This is a genomic window from Campylobacter concisus, assembly GCF_902460845.1.
In the GTDB taxonomy this organism is placed as follows: domain Bacteria; phylum Campylobacterota; class Campylobacteria; order Campylobacterales; family Campylobacteraceae; genus Campylobacter_A; species Campylobacter_A concisus_X.
Window position 1 is genome coordinate 129,295 of record NZ_CABPVS010000003.1, and the last position, 19,498, is coordinate 148,792.

Consider the following 19,498-nt stretch of genomic DNA (forward strand, 5'->3'; position numbering starts at 1 on the left):
AAGTAGCATTTAAACTTCAATATATGAAATTTTTCCATCAAGAGCGTAGAAGATGACGGCGATTATACTATGCTTTGGATAAAATTTACTTAACGCCTCTTTGTATTCTCCAACTTGTTTTTTATTTTCCTCGATATTTTTATCGGTCGTTTTATAGTCAATCACACGAATTTCACTCTCTCCGATACAAAATAAGTCCATCTGTTTTAGTTCATTTTTTACTTTAAATGGCTGCTCTTTGTAAATTTCTTTATCTTTTATGCACTCTATAAATTTTGGCTCATTTATTAGCATTTTTGCCCGTTTAAAGGCACCTTCAAGTCTATCAGGTGAGAGAAATTTATAAAATTTATTTAGCATTAAACTTTTGGCTTTTAAAAGCGAATTTTCATCAAATTTTTCACTCATCTCGAGCAAATAGTGAAACGCTAAACCAAAATAGATTGCCTCTAAATTTTTACCGCTCGTTTTTTGCTCTCTTGCCTCTACATCTTGCCTTTCTATCTTTAAAATTTCAGGCATTTTTTCATCTTTTGTATCCTCTTTTTGCTCGCTCTTGCTAGGCAAAATTTTACCAAAGCTAAACTCTTTTAGATCAAGATAGTCGTTTACTTCGCTTTTATCACTTCTAGTATAAAAAGAAAAAAAGCTAGGACTATTCCCACTTGGAGCGGCTTGTTTAATGATGATAAGCGACTTTGTAGCCCTAGTGAAAGCAACGTAAATTTTATTGATATTTTCTTGCTTCTCAAGCTCTCTCATTTGCTCTAACACACCAGCATACTCAGGGTCAAAATTTTCTCTACCAGAAATTCTACTTTTTACTATCCACTCGCCTTTTTCGCTATATTCTGTTATGAAGTTTGAGTCATCGCCCCTGCCCTTACTCATCATATCGCAAACTATCACGTGAGCAAACTCTAGCCCTTTTGACTTATGAACAGTCATTATCTTTACGCCATCAGCATTTTTAGGACTGATTTTAGAACTGAAATTTTCAAGATTAAAGATAAAATCACTTAAATTTTTGTAGCCGCTACTTAGTTCAAAAAGCCTTAGAATGTCAACATCAGCCATATTTATGTATAAATTTTTAGCTAGATAAAATAGGCTTTTTGTCGCACTATCTTCAGCTTTTATTTTTAGCCTTTTAGGATTTGTATTTATGAGTGCTTTTACATTTTTTTCATAAATTTCTTCACCAAAAAGACAAAATTTTGCATACTCGATGATCGCTGCAACAAACGGCGTTCGCTTTAGCTCCAAGGTACCTTCATTTACGCTTTTTATCCCCTCACTGCTAAGCACCTCTGAGATGAGGCTGATGTCACTATTTTTCCAGCAAAGCACAGTTATCTCACTTGCATTTACGCCAGCTGCAAGTAGCTCTTTTACTTGTGAAACTGCTGCACCCGCGATATCCTCGTCACTTAGCACACGCAAGTAGCCATAGTCATCTTCCTTGGCCTCAAAATAAGGACACTCGCCACTTACTTTGTAGCTTAGCTCCTTATCTTTTTTATCTGATTCTTGTGGCTCAAAACTAAGTCCATATCTATGATAAATTTCTTCAAAAACGGCATTATTAAATTTCACCAAAGCCTTTAAACTGCGGTAGTTGCTAGGCAAATTTTCCACCAAAATTTGCTCAAATTTCTCTCCAAGCTTATCAAAAAGCTCTTTTTTACCGCCCCTAAATTTATAGATACTCTGCTTCGTATCTCCAACGTAAAAGAAGCTTCCAAGCCCGTTTTGCCCGTATCCTGAAACGATTTCATTGATAATTGGCAAGATGATCTCATATTGGATCACGTTTGTATCTTGGAACTCATCTATCAAAAGGTGATTTATGCGGCCATCAAGCCTAAAATAAAGCACATCTTTATCAAAATTTTCAACCAAAAGCTTAAAGACCAGCTTATTTATATCAGCAAAGCTTAGAGAATTTATCTCTTTATTTAGCTCTAAATTTGAGTGTTTATAAACATTTAAGAGCTTGCTAAAACCACTAAGTCTGTATCTTTCAACCTCCAAAATATACTCTTTTGCCACCTCTTTTAGCTCGTTAAAGAGCCTATCAAGCTCACTTGTATAAATTTTGCTAAAAGTGCGGTAATTTAGGCTCTCTCTTTCAAAGACCTTGTTTTTAAAAAGCTCAAACAAATTTTGCTCTTTAAATGTCTTTTTAGCCGTATCACTAGCACCATTTTGCAAGGCTATATGCTCATTTATCTCCTTTTGCGCTGCTCTTACCTTGCTATCATCTGGATAGCTTGCACCACTATCTTTTAGCTCACCACCAAAGCTCTCATAAAATTTAGCCAAAGTCTGCGAAAAACTCGCCTCTTTTTGGCTTGAGATTATCATCATGAGTGCAAGCTCACTAAGAAGCTTTTGATCTTTACTTGCCTCTTTTACAAATTTTTTCCACGCCAGATCTTGTAGACTATCTTGCACGCTGTAATCAGGACTAAGCCCTAAATTTTGACTAAATTTCTTTAGGATTCCAGAGAAAAATGCATCAAATGTATAAATTTTTAGCTCACTTTGCAAAAACCTATCAAGCTTCTCATCGCGTCTTTTTATGACCTCATCTTGGCTCAAACTAAGCTCTTTGCAAAGCTTTTCAAGCTCGTCCTTTTTGTTTTGCAAGTCCAAAAAAGTTGTGATTATGCGCTCTTTCATCTCATTGGCCGCTTTTTTGGTAAAGGTTAGAGCGATGATCTCGTTTATATTTTCGCCTCTAAGCACCAAAGCGATATAACGAACGCTTAAAGCGAATGTTTTTCCGCTTCCAGCACTTGCTTTTAGGGCTAAAAAATCTTTCATAACTCTCTCCTACAAAGTATGGCATACTCGCAAAATTTACAAGCTCCGCTTTTTCTTTCAAAATTTATCTTAGTATTATTTATACTCTTTAGATTTTCTATCTCATCCTTTAGATCATCTACGCTTTTTTTTGAGCTAATAAGCACAGGTTCATTCTTTAGAACAAAGTAAGCACTTTTTACCTCGCTACCATAAAGTGCTTCATAAAATGCAAGCTGAAGCGAGTTCGCATTTGCATCACCAGTTTTATAATCAAGTATAAAAGGCTCGCCATCAGGGCTAGCATCGATCCTATCGATAATGCCTTTTATCTTTACATCACAAAAATCACTCTCTAGGTCTTTTTCACACTCAAGCACTCTAAAGCCAGCACTTAAACGTTTATTTTCAAACTCTGCGTATTCTTTAAATTTCTGCGACCAAATCTCAAGCTCAAGCGAAGAAAAATCTTGCTTTGCAAGTATTTCTTTAAAAATAGCCAAATCAAATATATTTTTTTGTCTATAAAAATCACTTGTGTAGTATTCATAAAGTGCCTTATGGAAGCTATTTCCCTGCTTAGATCCTGGCTCAGTTGCTATAGCTTTTGCTCCTTTTATACCAGCTATCTTTGCGTAATAATACTTTCTTGGGCAAGTTAGAAATAAATTTAGTGTCGAAAATGATAGCGGTTTAGTGAAAAAATCATGCTCCAAAATGATCTCATCATCGCTTAAATTTAGGCTTGTACTTCCTTTTAAAAATAATTTTAAATACGCCTCGTCACTAAATTTCTCATCTTTTATTATTTTGAAATTTTTTAAAAATCTTGAAGGAATACTCTCTTCGTTTAAAACACAGCTTATGGCGACCTTTTTGGCATTGTTTATAAGGCTTTCGTAGTAAAATCTCTGCAAATTTTCACGCTCAAGGTAGCTTATAAGTCCTGCTTTTTGCCTCACTTTCGAGTTTAAAAACATCTCATTTGTGCTTCTTGCTGGGATGAAGTTATCATTAAAATCAACTATGATTATACCATCAAATTTCATTCCACGGCTCTCAAGCATGCCCATGACACTGATCTTTCCGCCACCCACATCATCGATGCTTAGTCGCGAGATATTTAGCAAGAAAATTTCACTTAACTGCTTTAAGCTAAAGTCAAAATACCTACATAAATTCTCAATCCTAAAAAGCTCAAGCGCGAGCTTTTCTTCACATCTTGGCTCATTTTCAAGCGTTAAAAGCTCATCTATTAGCCCTTTAAATTTAGCAAAGTCGCAAAGATCAAAGTAGCTCGATTTAAATTTATTAAAAAGCTCTTCGCTTATGCCAAGCGCGCTCAAGATAAAGCCAAGCTCCTCGTAGCTCTCACATTTACTTTGATCAAAAACCGGCCTTGCCTCTTCATTGATCGCTTTTGTAATGTAAAAAAGCGCCTCATAAAATTTTGTATTTTTAAAGCTCTCGCCCATAGCGTAGTTAAAAATTTTATCTCTATCATGAAGCCTTAAAATTTCACTAAAGCTCTCATCTGGCAATATGACAGCGATGTTTTCAGGCTTTATACCCTCACGCACAAACTCGCTCGCCTTTGCCATAGCGTAGGCACATTGCAGGCTTCTAGTGGCAAATCGCTTTTCTAAGACTGGCTCAAATTTTTTGATATTTTCTAAGCAAATTAGCTCATTTGTCTTTAAATTTAGCTCATATTTTTTGTAATTTTCAATCTCACTAATAGCTGAAATTTGCTTTATTTTATTGATTAGCTTTGCATTGAAAACACTAGTTTGAAAGATAATTTTTAGCGTAGTTAGCTTTGAGATTTTCTCTAAAATTTCCCACTCAAACTCGCTTAAAATTCCATCTATATGCAGTGAAATTTCACTAAAGCTTTTGATGTAAGCTTCATTTATGTTATAAATTTTTGGCAAGGTTATATCATCGTAGAGATTTTCTCTATCAAGCAAGCTCTCATACTCTTTTAAAACCGCTTCAAGTATGTTTAAATGCTCCTCAAAATTAGCGTAAATATCGTTAAATTTGATCTCAGCAATACTCTTTTTACTAATAGCTAGCTCTTTAAAAAATGAAAAAAGATAGTCATTATTTTTCAAAAATTCAAAAAACTCAGTTGGAATTTTAAGAACAGAGTTTGCCTTTTTGACGCTAGCACAGGCTCTATTCATAAGCACCAAAGCATAGGTGCTATCAATCTCAAATCTACCATCTACATAAACTATCTTTTTATAAAACTCGGCAATGCTTAGGCTTTTTGGGATTAACTCATCATTAAAACTTGCATTAAATTCACGAATCTTACGCGAGTTCGTAAAGACAAAAAGTTGGTTTAAGTTATGCATTTTTCTCTCTTAAATTTTTAAGCAATGATAGCTAAATGCTGATAAAAGAGCGCTTTTTACGCTTAGCTAAAGCTTTAAATTTTTATCTAAATACATTAAAATTTTAAGCCTTAAAGAGCCAAAAGCTACAATCACAAAAAAAGGAGCAAAAATGCATAAAGGGTTAAACAGACAAGGTTTTTACTACGGCTTTCCGGTTTTGCTGGCTACCACAAAAGATAAAAACGCAAACGATGATATCACGGTGCTTTCATCTTCTTGGACGTTAGGAAATACAGTAGTGCTTGGCATAGGCATTGAAAATCAAGGCTTTAAAAATATCAAAAATGGTTCAGATATCACGCTAAATTTATGTGATGAGAGTCTGCTAAAAGCTGTGCAAAAAATGGAAAAACTAACTGGTGATAGTAACGTGCCAGAAGAAAAAAAGAATCTTGGCTACACCTACGAGCACGACAAATTTAAGGTGGCAAATCTCAGCAAAGAACCTGGCATAAAAGTAAAAACCGTCAGGATAAAAGAGTGCAAGATACAGATAGAAACGGTTGTAGAAAAGATAGAGTTAAAAGAGTGGTTTAGCATAGTTACTTGCAAGATTACAGGCATTTTTGTAGATGAAAATTTACTAAAAGATGAAAAGATAGATACGCAAAAATGGCATCCATTAATCTATAAATTTAAAGAATATGTCGGCACTTGCGAGCGTTTAGGATTAAATTTTGGATTTAAAGAGATTTGATTTATAGCTTTATTTAATAAAAACTTAGTCTCTTGGTTTTAGATTTAGGCAAAAAGATTAGTTTATTAAAATTTAAACTCGGCTTTGAAATCTTTTCCAGATACCAAAGCTGCGATTTTAAGATCATTTTGTGACATTAAGGTCAAATTTATAATACCTTGTATCATTAGTGTCACTTAGCCTTAAAAGTAGCTGCCATCTACCTTCTTTTAGACTTGTTTCTTCGCTTACTAGATCATTTTCTTGCCATGAAGCTCTTAAAATTTTATTTTCTTTATTTGTCTGTGGGCGAGTGAGTAAAATTTCATATTTTAAAGCTGAAATTTCTCCTTTTTTTGGAGTTAGATGAAATTTAAACTTAGCATTTAGGGCATTAAAATTTGGCTCAAATTTTAGATCAAATTTCTCATCAAAGCGTTTTTCACTCTCTTTGATAAAGGTTATATTTTCATCGACATTTTGGTAGCTTTGCATATAGGAGCTATCCATCTCAACTGGATGTTTTAGTGCTATGATGATCGTTACTGCGCAAGCGATAATGATAGCAATGAAGCTAAGCACAATAGCATAAGGCCAAAAAGTTTTTTTATCCATTTTTTACCTTTTTATAAAAGATAACAATTATAAAAAATGCAACCAAGCCATAGATGAAAAATCTTAAAAAATTTAACGTAGTTTTATTTGAATTTCCAACACTACTTTCAAGCTGTAAATTTAAGCTAGATGCGATTTGTTCGGCAATATCAGCGTAGCCATTTAATATAGCAGCATTATAGACATCTTTGCCATTTTTAGAAACCAAAATAGGAATTATCGTTCCTGACTCTGGATTTACACTTAAAATTTGTTCTTTATTAAAAAGCTTTGAAGTATTAGAATCGGCAAAAATTTCTACTTTCTTTTTATCCTTTATAAGCAGTAAAAAAGCATAAGGCGAGCTAAGGTTTTGCTCTTTAAAAAGAGCTTCTAGCTCACCATCTTTATATACGCCAACTACTAAATTTATACCGCTTTTTGCATAAAGCTCACTGCCGATCTCATTTAGCTTTACACTTACTTTTTGGCTTAGAATTTCATCATTATTTATCACAAAATTTGCTCCCAAAGCCAAACTTTGTGAGAGCAAAAATATAAAAATGAGTATAAATTTTCTCACACCTAGCCTACAAAAAGGTGGTTTGATGTAAGCACTGACCACGCACAAATAGCTCCTGCAACAACTATCAGCAAGATTATGGCTTTTTCTATTATGCCTAGCATCACTACTCCTTTATAATGACGTGTTTAGCGTTATCAACGCTCTTCATCTCAATGCTGCTTGCATCTTTTAATGAGTAAGGTTTGGTTGCTACATCTTTTTGCAAGCCAATACCAATATAAGTAAGTACGCCAAGGATAGATAGCAAAAGCAAAACTGCCACCAAATAACCGCTAATACCATTTAAAGCAAAGATATTTCTATTTTTATTTTCCATTATTCGCCCTTTGATAGCGATATGACATATTCGCCAACTGCTTTTTGTTGTATCTCATTTAGTCTGCCATCATTAAATTTAGGCATAACACCGATGTTGCCGTTTTTACCACGATTTAGTACATCTACGATGAACTCACTTGAACCATATTTACTAAGATCAGCCGACATACCATCCATGCCTTTGCCATCATCTCCGTGACAAGCTGCACAAGCTGCGTAAAGCTCTTTTCCCATAGCTACTAAATTTTCGTTTTTTGTACTTTTTATAGCACTTATCTCTTTTGCAACATAAGCTGCGATAGCCTTTGCTCCATCAGCATCAGCTAACCCTGCTGGCATCTCACCCATAGGATAATCAAGCCCTTTTGAGCCATTTAGTATCGTATCGACTATTCCTTGTTCGCTACCCCAAATTTGTAAATTTGCAGCTTTGCCACCAATGCCATCGCCTGTGATGCCATGACATGCTGAGCATTGCACTAAAAATACGCTCTCTCCCATAGCATGAAGCGTTTCTTTGCTTGGGTTTGCATACTCTTTTTCAAATTTAGCGTTTGCCTCTTTTACTTCTTTATTATATTCACCGATTTGTGAGTAAGAATTTAGTGGATAACCAAGTAAATAATACCAAATCGCCCAAACAAGCGTTAGTAAAAAAACTACCGCCCAACCAAATGGAACTGGATTTTTATACTCGCCTATCCCATCCCAGTTGTGCTCGCTAAGCTCTACGCTTTCATCCTTTTTAACTTTCATTTGACCAACATACTTGCCAGCTACAACGACAGTTAGTACGATAATTAAGATGGCACCTATTAACGCAAGTAAATTTATATTATCTTCTAAATTTAGCCATTGCATACGCTCTCCTTTGTAGCCTTTTGCTCTAAAATTTTACTACCGATCTCATCATCTAGGGCTAATCTTGAATACTTCTCATAATTTCTTCTACCTTGCTTTTCACTTTTGTAAAGATGAAAAAAATAAGCATACAAAGTGATAGCTAAGAATGCTGTCAAAATAAAATAGCCATAAGCTTGAAGTTCTCTAATATCCATTACTAACTCCTATTTTAGGCTATTTAGATAGGCGATAAGTGCCACAATCTGGCGAATTTCACCCTTTGCAAAGGCACTTTTTACTTGCTCGTCTTTCATACTTTCAACGATACTTGCAGCCTGCTCTTTCACGTTAGCATTTGCTTGCTCAAAAGTACCAAGAGCTGGCATATCTTTCTCATCATAAGGTGTGTTAAAAACCTTTTTAACAGTTAGTGCTTCAGCGTAAGCAGTCTCTATATCAGCATTTTTCTTAAACAAAAATGGATATGCTGGCATGATCGAACCTGGCACAACAGAGGCTGGGTTTAACATATGATTTTCATGCCAATCTGTCGTTCTATAATTGCCCACACGCATAAGATCTGGACCAGTTCTTTTTGAACCCCAAAGATGCGGACGATCATAAGCAAATTCGCCACTTAGCGAATACATGCCATATCTATCAGTCTCAGCTTTAAACGGACGTATCATCTGTGAGTGGCAGGTGTTGCAACCATTTTGTATATATATATTTTTTCCAGCAAGCTCTAAAACCGTATAAGGTTTTGTACCCTCAAGTGGCCTAGCTCTATTTGCAAAGTCAGGTAAAATTTCTACTACGCCAGCATAGGCTATGACGATAAATACGCAAACTGCAAAAAAGAATGGATTTTTTTCTAACCAAGCAAACATCACATCACCTCCACATTGGCTTTAGCACCGCCCATAGGCGTTGCACTTTTTGGCTCTACCAAAATAGCTTTAGCAGAAGTTGATTTGTAGATATTGTAAGCAAACATCAAAAAGCCAATCAAATACAAAAGTCCGCCAATAGCTCTAATGTAATAATAAGGTATAAGTACTACAACAGTATCAATAAATGAGTAGAGTAAATTTCCATAGCTATCAGTTGCTCTCCACATCATACCTTGCGTAATACCAGCAATCCACATCGAAGCAAAGTATAAAACGATACCTGTTGTTTGTATCCAAAATTGAGCTTCCATTAAGGATTTTGAATAAATTTCGCGCTTAAAGATACGTGGTGTCATATGATAAAGTGCCGCCATAGTCATAAAACCAACCCAGCCAAGTGCTCCATCATGCACATGTCCTGGCACCCAGTCAGTATAGTGAGCTAGTGCATTTACAGATTTGATAGCCAAGATAGGGCCTTCAAGAGTTGAAAACATATAAAAAGTTGAAGCTAGAATCATAAATTTAATAAGCGGGCTCTCGCGAAGTTGTGTCCATTCACCTTTCATTGTAAGAAGCATATTAATAGCTGAACCCCAAGAAGGCAAAATCAAAACAATAGAAAAAACCGAACCCATAGTCTGCATCCAATCAGGCACAGCAGTATATATTAGGTGGTGACCGCCAGCCCAAAGATAGATAAACATAAGGCCCCAGAATGAAAATAACGAAAGCTTATAAGAAAATATTGGCTGTCCGCTCTCTTTTGGCAAGAAGTAATAAATTTGGGCGATGATCGCTACTGTAAATACAAACGCAACTGCGTTGTGACCGTACCACCACTGAACCAAAGCATCATTTGAGCCAGCATACATCGAAACTGAGTGTAGCCATGAGCCATATCCACTAACTAGTCTTGTTGGAATTTCCATGTTATTAAATAGATAAAGCATAGCAACGCCAAGAAATGTAGCAATGTAATACCAAACTGAGATGTAAAGTGTCTTCTCACGGCGTATACCAATAAGCCCAAATATACTAATACCCCAAAGCACCCAGACTACTACTACTGCGATATCTAATGGCCACTCAAGCTCGGCATACTCCTTAGATGTACTCTCGCCCATAAAAAGTGTCACAACAGCTAGAATCATAACAAGTATATAAAGCCAAAAATGAAGCTTACCAATGAACATCAAAAACGGAGATTCACTCATTGATACTTTTAAAACACGCTGTCCAATGTAATACCAAGTGGCAAATATACCAGAGAGCATAAAACCAAAAATGATACCGTTAGTATGAAGAGGACGCAATCTACCAAATGCCGAATACTCACCAGCTATATAGTTTAGATCAGGACAGGCAAGCTGAAAAGCCACCAAAACACCAATAGCCATGCCAACAATACCAAAAAATATCGTGGAGAACATAAAGAGTTTTGCCACACTATAATCATAATGTAGCAACTGGGATGGTCGCATAAATTTTCCTCCTAGTTAAATTTATATTAATTTTCGGTTATTTTAGAGTAGAAAAACTATAAAAAGACTTAATTAATATAAATTCTCTTTTACTAGGAGAGTCTTCTATCTATTTTGTAACCAAGTCCAGGAACATTTTTTATAAAATTACTACCAACCTTATCTCTAACACGTTTAACAAAGGTCCTAATAGCAGCCTCTGTCACGCTCTCACCAACCCAAACAACATTTTTTATTTCATCGTGAAGTACAAGCGTGCCAAGTCTTTTTATGAGTAAAGATATAAATGCAAGCTCTTTTTTTGTAAGAGAAATTTCAACACCATCTCTGATAAGCACACGTTTTATTTTATTAAAACTATATCCATTTGTAACCTGAATAATATTTGCTGTTTCTATCTTATTTTTAGCGACATTTTCTAACGTAACTAAAAAATCATCAAGATCAATCGGCTTTAAAACGTATTTATCAATACCGACATCTATCGCTTTTAGAAGTGTTTCTTTTTCACTATTTGTGCTAAAAACTATAATAGGTGTATCTTTTGAAATTTCTTTAATGCATTTAGCCATATCAAGGCCATTCATTATAGGCATAAAAACGTCTGTTATAACCATATTTGGATTATATTTTTTAAATTTCTTAAGTCCTTCATCGCCATTTTGAGCAGTGATAACTTTTTCGAATTTATCTCGCATAACTTCTTGTACTATTTTTTTACCATCTCCCTCATTTTCAACGATAAGAACGGTTAGATTATTAAGAATCTTGCTCATTTATTCTTCCTTTTTGGTTATATTTATCAAACTTCATAAATTTTGACACAATTAACAATTATCTCTCTTACTTTAACTATCTTAGGCATTTGCTCTATATCCTAAAAACGATAGATAAATTCCATTTATTATCATTATGCTAGCTGAGATCTTAAACATTATGTCTTTAAATTTTTCATTTAAAATTCCAAATACAAAGCTAGCTAAAAGCATAGCTGGCAATGTACAAAGACCAAATACAAGCATTATAAAAGCCGAATCAATAAAATTTGCACTTAAAATCCCAAGTGCCAAAAAATAATAAACCACACCACAAGGCAAAAAGCCATTTAAAAAACCAAGTAATAAAAAATTTGCTAAATTTTTCTTTTGAATCCTTGTTTTTGCAATTCTTACTACAAAATTAAGCGCCTTTTGATTCTCTACAAATTTTAAAAGCTCACCCCTAAAAAGTAAGGCAATACCGATAAACGCGATCACTAAGCCAACTATAAAAAATATAAGACCTCTTACTTGCAAACCAAAGCTAATGGCCGCTCCAAAGGCACCAAACAAAGCTCCTAAAACTACATAAGCAAAAATTCTAGCTAGACTATAAAGTGTGCTTAGCATTAAAATTTCTATTTTATTCTTACCTTTAAAAAATAGAGTCTGCAAGCTCAAAAATCCGCTACACATACCTACACAATGACTAAAACTACTTAAAAATGCAACTGAGATAATCATGTAAAGGTTTATGCTTTGCATCTTATAAAATTTCTAAAAACTGCTTAAATATATATTTACTCTCGCTTGGACCACCACTTGCTTCTGGGTGGTGCTGGACCGAAAAGATCGGATAGTCTTTGTATCTCACACCTTCGATCGTGTTGTCAAATAAATTTCTATGAGTCACAACAGCTACTTCTGCGATACTCTCAGGCACGTTATAGTTGTGATTTTGTGTTGTTATCTCGATCGCCTTGGTTTCTAAATTTAGCACTGGGTGATTTGCTCCGTGCTGACCAAATTTAAGCTTATATGTCTCGTATCCAAAGGCGTTTGAGAGTAATTGATGTCCAAGGCAAATGCCAAATATAGGTATCCTAGCCTCAATCATCTTTTTGATCTCGCCTATTTCGGCCTTTAAATTTTTTGGCTCACCAGGACCATTTGATAAGAATACCCCATTTATCTCACTATTTTTAAATTTTTCTATTAAAATTTCAGCCTTAGTGTCGTGTGGCACGACGATAACCTCAAGGCCGGTTTCACATAGCTCGTTTAGGATATTTCTCTTTACGCCAAAGTCAAAAACAGCTATCTTTTTACCAATACTTTTTAACGGCTTATATGACTTTAAATTTCTATCCCAAGCGCCTTTTTTATGCTCGTACTCATCCATCGCACTAACTGTTTTTACGTAGTTTATATTTTCTATACGTCCGCTACTTTCAAGCCTGCGTTTTAGCTCATCTTTATCACTTATCTGCGTTGAGATATAGGCCATAAGCGCACCTTCATCGCGTAGCATCTTTGTAAGGTATCTAGTATCAATGTCATAAACGCCAAATTTACCTTGCTCTTCGAAAAATTTTCCCAAAGATTTTTGTGAGCGGTAGTTTGACGGAGTCTCGTTGTAGCTTCTCATTATAATGCCACTTGCATGAATTCTAAGGCTCTCCATATCATCCTCATTTATACCTACTATGCCTATTTCTGGCATCGTAAAGACGATAAACTGACCAGCATAGCTTGGATCGCTCATGATCTCTTCATAGCCAGTCATCGAGGTATTAAAAACGAGTTCACCTGCACACTCACCATGAGCACCAAAAGCTTTTGCTTCTAAAAAAACACCATTTTCAATGTAGATATAAGCTTTCATTAAAGCATGCCTCTTTTTTTAAGCTCATCTTGATACAAACGCTCAAAAACAAGATCATATTCATCAGTTCCTGGGATTAGCTTATGTTTATAATTTTGTATCATTTCATAAACATCATCTTCTATCTTCTCATAGCTTTTTAAGTACTCGTCTATTGAGTTATAAATCACATTTTTTACGCGATTTTCAGATACATTATAATCAACAAGACCGCTCTTCCAAATAGTTTCAAGCACTTTGTGAGCGATATTGCTAAATCTATCTTCGTGAGTTAAGATTACATCAAATTCACCTGCGAGCTTCTTTTTAACGAGCCAAAACATATTTTTGCGGTCAATTTGCATAGTTTGCATCTCGTCTTCATTTTTCTCCAAAAGCTCATTTACTCGCTCATCTAAAGCTCTTTCTTTTTGAATATCGACTGTTAAAATTTCACTTGTTTTTGCTACGATTGGCTCAATGCCTTTATTTAGTCTTACGAAACCACAATTTAGAAGATCTATTGCTATTTTATGTGAAATATACGGAACGTGTGGGAGTTTTAAACGCATTTTAAACCTTTAAATTTTTATGCCATTTTAACTAAATAAAGGTAAAACTTTACTTTGAAATTTTAACGACTTTATTATTATCGCTTCTTAAAAAATAAATTTCTCTTCGTCCTTCATAAAGTATCTTTCCATCAGTCTTTTGCTCATTTTCTAAATTTGATGAGATATCTAAAGATAGCGATTTGCTCATAAAATAATTTTCTCCTAAAGTGCGTCCAAAGTCAGGATACCAACTAAAAGCACAAACTATCAACAAAACTAAATAAAAGGCTCTAAAAATTTTTCTAAAAGGCGCGTAAAAAAAGCAATACCCAAATATAAAAAATACAGGCAAAAGCCATAAAAAAGGTACGTTATCAACAAAAATAACATTAAAATACTCGCTTATGCCATAGTAAGAAAAGTAGTTGTTGTAAATTCCAACAAATAGCGTAAAAATAGGAGCAAGGACAAATATAATACCCGTAAAAAAAGCATTTAAAATTTTCATAATCTCTCCTTTTGAGTGAGATTATATTAAACATAAGCTTTAATATTACTAGATTGATGAAAGCTAGACTAAAATTCAAAGCAAAATGCCATACATAGACATCTACTGCTTCTAGCAATACTTTAAAAACAGTTTAGCTATAAGCTAAACTGCCTTAAATTTATTATTTTTTAGATAAATACTCTTGCAAGCTTTTTACTTCAAGTGCTTTGCCGGTTTGTACCGAGCTTAGCGACTTAGCGGCTGCAAGTGCTGCTCGGATCGTTGTAAAGTAAGGAATTTTAAATCTAAGCACGTTTTGGCGGATTTTTTTACCATCATCCACGCTTGATTTTGTATCGCTTGTGTTGATGACAAGCGCGATATCGCCGTTTTTAAGCCTATCTTCAACGTTTGGCCTGCCTTCGCTTATCTTATAGACAAACTCGGCCTCCACACCAGCCTCGCTTAAAATTTTATGTGTACCGCCAGTTGCGATGATGCTAAAGCCAAGCGCTATTAGCTCTCTTGCAAGGTCTGGCGCGTAAGATTTATCAGCGTCAGCTAGAGTTAAAAAGACCCTGCCTTTGCTTGGCAAAGTATTGCTCGCAGCGATCTGACTCTTTGCAAATGAGCTTGCAAAATCGTGGCTTATGCCCATGACCTCGCCCGTACTCTTCATCTCAGGACCAAGGATGAGATCGGCACCACTTAGCTTATTAAACGGCAACACGCACTCTTTTACGCAAATATGCGAGCTAACGCGAGGTTTTAGGATGTCGCCATCTTCATAAACCACTTTGTAATCATCATAAAATTTAAACGCTTCACGTAAATTTCCTTGCCACATAACTCTTGTCGCTACCTTTGCCATTGGCACGCCAGTAGCCTTGCTCACAAACGGCACGGTCCTGCTCGCGCGAGGATTTACCTCGATCATATAAAGCTCGTTTTCATAGATGGCAAACTGGATATTCATAAGGCCGACAACGCCTAAATTTAGCGCGATATCTCTGGTTTGCTTCTCCACTTTTTTTATCATTTCTGCGCTTAAGCTCATCGGTGGCAATATGCAAGCTGAGTCGCCAGAGTGAATTCCAGCCTCTTCGATGTGCTCCATTATCGCGCCTATATAGACCTCTTTGCCGTCACATATCGCATCTACATCAAGCTCTTTTGCATCTTGTAAAAATTTATCAAGTAGCACTGGCGAGTGGTTGCTAACTTTGACCGCTTCGCTCATATACTCTTTTAGCTCGCTCTCGTTGTGTACCCTTCTCATCGCCCTGCCGCCTAGGACGTAGCTTGGGCGAACGAGCACTGGATAGCCGATAGTAGCGGCCTTTTGTAAGGCTTCTTCTAGGCTAGTAGCGGTGTCATTTTTAGGCTGAAGGACGCCTATTTTATTTATAAATTCGCTAAATTTCTTTCTATCCTCGGCCACGTCGATCACTCTTGCGGTTGTGCCGATGATCTTAGCGCCGATCACGCTTAGGCGTTTTGCAAATTTAAGCGGAGTTTGACCGCCAAAATGCACGATCACGCCATCTGGCTTTTCGCGCTCGATGACTGATCTCACGTGCTCAAAATCAATCGGCTCAAAATACAAAATATCGCTCGTGTCGTAGTCGGTTGAGACGGTTTCTGGGTTGCAGTTGTACATTATCGTTTTTATGCCAAGGTCTCTTAGAGCGTAGCTTGCATGCACGCAGCAGTAGTCAAACTCTATGCCCTGGCCGATTCTGTTTGGACCGCCACCTATTATCATCACCTTTTTAGCGTCTTTTGCTAGCTCTTTTTTAGGAAATTTAGTGATATTTGTGGTTGAGTAAAGATACGGCGTTAGTGCCTTAAATTCGCCCGCGCAAGTATCAACCTCGTTATATTCAAGCTCGATGCCAAGCTTTTGCCTAGCAAAGTATATATCATTTTGGCTAAGCTCAAGATCGTCTTTTTCATTTATAAGCACAGCTATCATCTTGTCTGAAAAGCCCATACTTTTGGCCTCTCGCAGTAGCTCTTCGTTGTTTAATATATCCATGTCGATCTTATCTTCAAATTTAACTATCTCATAAATTTGCTCTAAAAACCAAGGATCGATCTTGCTAAACTCATGCACCTCAGCCACGCTAAAACCATCTCTAAAGGCTTGTGCTAGGTATAAAATTCTCTGCTCATTTGCATTTCTGATACCATAAATCAGAGCGTTTTTCTCTAGGCTAAGGCTATTAAATCCGCAAAGGTCGCGCTCTAAACTGCAAAGCGCCTTTTGAATACTCTCTTTAAATGTCCTGCCTATCGCCATAACCTCGCCAACTGACTTCATCGCAGTGCCTAAATATGGGTTTGATCCTGGAAATTTCTCAAATGTAAAGCGCGGGATCTTTGTCACGATGTAGTCAATCACCGGCTCAAAGCTAGCAGGTGTGCCTGTGATATCATTTTTGATCTCATCTAGGCTAAAACCAACGGCTAGAAGCGTCGCTACCTTGGCGATCGGATATCCAGTGGCTTTACTGGCAAGTGCAGAGCTTCGGCTAACGCGTGGGTTCATCTCGATAACAATCATACGGCCAGTTTTTGGATCTATGGCAAACTGCACGTTACTACCACCAGTATCAACACCGATCTCACGAAGTATGGCAAAGCTTGCATCACGCATAGCCTGATATTCTTTATCCGTGAGTGTGAGTGCTGGAGCTACTGTAATGCTATCGCCTGTATGCACGCCCATTGGGTCAAAATTTTCAATAGAGCAGACGATGATGCAGTTATCATTTCTATCTCTAATGACCTCCATCTCGTACTCTTTCCAGCCAAGCAAGCTCTCTTCTATCAAAATTTCATGTATCGGGCTTGCGTCAAGGCCGGTGTTGGCTAGCTCTTTAAACTCGTCCATATTATAAGCCACGCCGCTTCCTGCACCACCAAGCGTGTAGCTAGCTCTTATGATGAGCGGAAAGCCTATCTCATTTGCTGCATTTAGCGCGTCATCCATGTTGTAAGCATATCTACTCTCAGGCAGGTCCATGCCGATCTTTTGCATAGTCGCTTTAAAAATTTGTCTATCTTCGCCTTTTTTTATCGCTTCTGGGTTTGCACCAAGAAATTTCACATCCTTTAAAAGACCGCTCTCAAAGACCTCCATAGCGGCATTTAGCGCTACTTGTCCGCCCATCGTTGGCAAGATGGCATCAATATTTTCTTTTTCGATGATCTTTAAAATGCTATCTTTTGTGATCGGCTCAATATACGTTGCATCGGCAAAATTTGGGTCAGTCATGATGGTGGCTGGGTTTGAGTTGATAAGCACTACGCGGTATCCAAGCTCTTTTAGCGTCTTGGCCGCTTGCGTGCCTGAGTAGTCAAATTCGCAGGCTTGACCGATGACGATAGGGCCTGAGCCGATTAGCAAAATGGTATTTATATCTGTTCTTTTTGGCATCATTTTTCCTTTGTTACAACGTATAGATAGTTTGGTATGTTTAGCTTTGCATAGGGCTCAACTATCACGCTTTGATAGGAGCTCTCTTTTAAAATTTTACTCACGCGCCCTACTGGCACCCCACTAAAAAATATCCCATCAAGCCCGCTCGTAAAGACCTCGTCGCCCTCTTTTGGACTGAGCCATTGTGGGATAAATTTCACCATTATTTGGCCTTGATTTCCATGCGCAATGCCTGGAATTTTGTCATTTCCTATGTAAACTGCAAAGATACTTTTTGGGTCATTTTGCAAGTAAGCTAGCGGCTTGCCATCTTTTGCGATGACTATGCCAGCGCTATTTCCTTGATAGATGAGTCCATAAATTTTATTTGGATCGTATCCTTCAAACTCACTTATCCAAATTTTATTATAATCCCCGATATGCACGTAGCTAAGCCCTTTTACTAGCTTTACAGCTGGGGCGTAGGCAGTTGAGTTTTTATCTTTTAAAATTTGATTTAGCTCGTTCGCAAAAGTAGAAAGAAGCGTGGCTGAGCGCTCTAGCTCTTCATTTTGCGCTCTTAGCTTTTCTATCTCGCTAGCCTGCCTAAAATATTCGTTTATATAGTCTTTCACGCTTTTAGCAAAATTGTCGTATGAATTTGTAGCATAGTTACTAAACCCAATAGAAAGATTACTTAAAATTTCTCCCTTGAAAACTGAGGCCGTAGCAAGCAATGCTATAAAAACAAAAAGAACAATCTTACTCTTCATTTGTCAGCTGTTGTAAAAGCCCGATCTCTTCAAGTGCCTTGCCCGTTCCTCTAGCAACCGCGAGAAGTGGCTCATCTGCTACAAAAACTGGAAGTTTAACGATATCAGATAAAAATTTATCAAGTCCTCTAATGAGAGCTCCACCGCCAGTTAGCACGATACCAGTCTCCACGATATCGCCCGCAAGATCAGGCGGCATCATCTCAAGCACGGTTTTAAGCGCATCTGCGATCTCTTTTAGTGGTTCTCTCATCGCCTCTCTCACATCTTCGCTTGTTAGCTCGACTCTACTTAAAAGACCACTTACTTGGTCGCGACCTTTTACCACTACGCTTAGCTCTTTTTCAAGCTGCACAGCAGAACCTACAGCAATCTTTATCTCCTCGCCAGTTCGCTCACCTATTAGTAGGTTATATTTCTCTTTTATGTAATTAACAATGCTAATATCAATCTTATCGCCAGCTGTGCGGATTGATTTTGAAATAACTAGACCACCAAGTGAGACAACACCTATCTCAGTCGTACCACCACCGATATCAACTACTAGGTTACCTTGTGGCTCACGAACTGGTAAATTTGCGCCAATCGCTGCTGCCATAGGCTCTTCTATCAAAAATACTTCTCTTGCACCAGCACTTAAGGCGCTCTCTCTAACGGCCTTTCTTTCGACCTGAGTAAGTCCATAAGGAACTGAGATGATGATCCTTGGGCGTAAAAAACTTTTTCTTTTGTGAGTCTTTTCTATAAAATAGCGTATCATACGCTCAGTCATATCAAAATCCGCAATAACGCCATCTCTCATCGGCCTTATCGCCTCAATATCGCCTGGAGTTTTTCCTACCATCTCTTTTGCAGCATGTCCGACCGCTAAAATTTTTTGTTTGCCATATTTCTCACGCCTTACTGCAACAACAGAAGGCTCATTTATTATTATGCCTTTATCCTTTACCAAAACAAGTGTATTTGCAGTACCGAGATCTATGCCCATATCACTTGAGAAAAAACCTATAACCTGATCTAAAAACATC

Annotated in this window: 18 protein-coding genes; 1 reads left to right on the top strand and 17 read right to left on the bottom strand. The window is 36.9% G+C overall.

Features of this window, described 5'->3' with window-relative positions; genetic code table 11:
• Positions 1–9: 9 nt before the first annotated feature.
• Both F3H00_RS03780 and F3H00_RS03785 read right to left on the bottom strand, forming a co-directional pair.
• Complete coding sequence (locus tag F3H00_RS03780; protein ID WP_148800386.1) at positions 10–2,829, bottom strand: RecB-like helicase; 2,820 nt, start codon at positions 2,827–2,829, stop codon at positions 10–12.
• Complete coding sequence (locus tag F3H00_RS03785; protein ID WP_148800384.1) at positions 2,826–5,171, bottom strand: PD-(D/E)XK nuclease family protein; 2,346 nt, start codon at positions 5,169–5,171, stop codon at positions 2,826–2,828. The genes F3H00_RS03780 and F3H00_RS03785 overlap by 4 nt, the downstream gene beginning before the upstream one ends.
• Before the next feature lie 151 nt (positions 5,172–5,322).
• Here F3H00_RS03785 and F3H00_RS03790 point away from each other — a divergent pair, with 151 nt between their 5' ends.
• Entirely contained in the window at positions 5,323–5,910 is a 588-nt protein-coding gene (locus tag F3H00_RS03790) for a flavin reductase (RefSeq protein ID WP_148800382.1), read from the top strand.
• Between the two features lie 123 nt (positions 5,911–6,033).
• Here F3H00_RS03790 and F3H00_RS03795 read toward each other — a convergent pair whose 3' ends face one another.
• The 15 genes from F3H00_RS03795 to F3H00_RS03865 form a co-directional block, all read right to left on the bottom strand.
• Complete coding sequence (locus F3H00_RS03795; protein WP_085657825.1) at positions 6,034–6,504, bottom strand: FixH family protein; 471 nt, start codon at positions 6,502–6,504, stop codon at positions 6,034–6,036.
• On the bottom strand, positions 6,497–7,066 hold the full coding sequence (locus F3H00_RS03800) for a hypothetical protein (RefSeq protein ID WP_148800380.1): 570 nt from the start codon (positions 7,064–7,066) through the stop codon (positions 6,497–6,499). The genes F3H00_RS03795 and F3H00_RS03800 overlap by 8 nt, the downstream gene beginning before the upstream one ends.
• A gap of 106 nt (positions 7,067–7,172) precedes the next feature.
• The gene (locus F3H00_RS03805; protein ID WP_021090794.1) at positions 7,173–7,385 is read right to left on the bottom strand and encodes a DUF4006 family protein; all 213 of its coding nucleotides are present in this window, start codon (positions 7,383–7,385) and stop codon (positions 7,173–7,175) included.
• Entirely contained in the window at positions 7,385–8,248 is an 864-nt protein-coding gene (locus F3H00_RS03810; protein ID WP_021091000.1) for a cbb3-type cytochrome c oxidase N-terminal domain-containing protein, read from the bottom strand. Before F3H00_RS03810 ends, F3H00_RS03805 begins: the two co-directional genes overlap by 1 nt.
• Positions 8,236–8,445, bottom strand: coding sequence for a cytochrome c oxidase, cbb3-type, CcoQ subunit (locus tag F3H00_RS03815; protein WP_021090915.1), 210 nt, complete (start codon positions 8,443–8,445; stop codon positions 8,236–8,238). Before F3H00_RS03815 ends, F3H00_RS03810 begins: the two co-directional genes overlap by 13 nt.
• 9 nt (positions 8,446–8,454) lie before the next feature.
• Entirely contained in the window at positions 8,455–9,120 is a 666-nt protein-coding gene (ccoO, locus tag F3H00_RS03820) for a cytochrome-c oxidase, cbb3-type subunit II (RefSeq protein ID WP_084041629.1), read from the bottom strand.
• Positions 9,120–10,607 (bottom strand): cytochrome-c oxidase, cbb3-type subunit I, encoded by a 1,488-nt coding sequence (gene ccoN, locus F3H00_RS03825; protein WP_148800378.1) that lies wholly within the window; start codon positions 10,605–10,607, stop codon positions 9,120–9,122. The genes ccoO and ccoN overlap by 1 nt, the downstream gene beginning before the upstream one ends.
• A 92-nt stretch (positions 10,608–10,699) precedes the next feature.
• On the bottom strand, positions 10,700–11,383 hold the full coding sequence (locus tag F3H00_RS03830; RefSeq protein ID WP_084041627.1) for a response regulator transcription factor: 684 nt from the start codon (positions 11,381–11,383) through the stop codon (positions 10,700–10,702).
• Between the two features lie 81 nt (positions 11,384–11,464).
• On the bottom strand, positions 11,465–12,109 hold the full coding sequence (locus F3H00_RS03835) for a sulfite exporter TauE/SafE family protein (protein ID WP_148800595.1): 645 nt from the start codon (positions 12,107–12,109) through the stop codon (positions 11,465–11,467).
• A 22-nt stretch (positions 12,110–12,131) separates the two neighbouring features.
• Positions 12,132–13,250, bottom strand: a complete 1,119-nt coding sequence (gene carA / locus F3H00_RS03840; RefSeq protein ID WP_148800376.1) for a glutamine-hydrolyzing carbamoyl-phosphate synthase small subunit — start codon at positions 13,248–13,250, stop codon at positions 12,132–12,134.
• Complete coding sequence (locus F3H00_RS03845) at positions 13,250–13,801, bottom strand: DUF507 family protein (protein WP_087578297.1); 552 nt, start codon at positions 13,799–13,801, stop codon at positions 13,250–13,252. Before F3H00_RS03845 ends, carA begins: the two co-directional genes overlap by 1 nt.
• A 49-nt stretch (positions 13,802–13,850) precedes the next feature.
• On the bottom strand, positions 13,851–14,291 hold the full coding sequence (locus tag F3H00_RS03850) for a hypothetical protein (protein WP_021090558.1): 441 nt from the start codon (positions 14,289–14,291) through the stop codon (positions 13,851–13,853).
• Between the two features lie 163 nt (positions 14,292–14,454).
• Positions 14,455–17,715, bottom strand: a complete 3,261-nt coding sequence (carB, locus tag F3H00_RS03855) for a carbamoyl-phosphate synthase large subunit (RefSeq protein ID WP_148800374.1) — start codon at positions 17,713–17,715, stop codon at positions 14,455–14,457.
• Positions 17,715–18,470: a rod shape-determining protein MreC gene (mreC, locus tag F3H00_RS03860; RefSeq protein ID WP_148800372.1), complete on the bottom strand. Its 756-nt coding sequence runs from the start codon at positions 18,468–18,470 to the stop codon at positions 17,715–17,717. The genes carB and mreC overlap by 1 nt, the downstream gene beginning before the upstream one ends.
• Positions 18,460–19,497 (bottom strand): rod shape-determining protein, encoded by a 1,038-nt coding sequence (locus F3H00_RS03865; RefSeq protein ID WP_021090637.1) that lies wholly within the window; start codon positions 19,495–19,497, stop codon positions 18,460–18,462. The genes mreC and F3H00_RS03865 overlap by 11 nt, the downstream gene beginning before the upstream one ends.
• Position 19,498 lies beyond the last annotated feature (1 nt).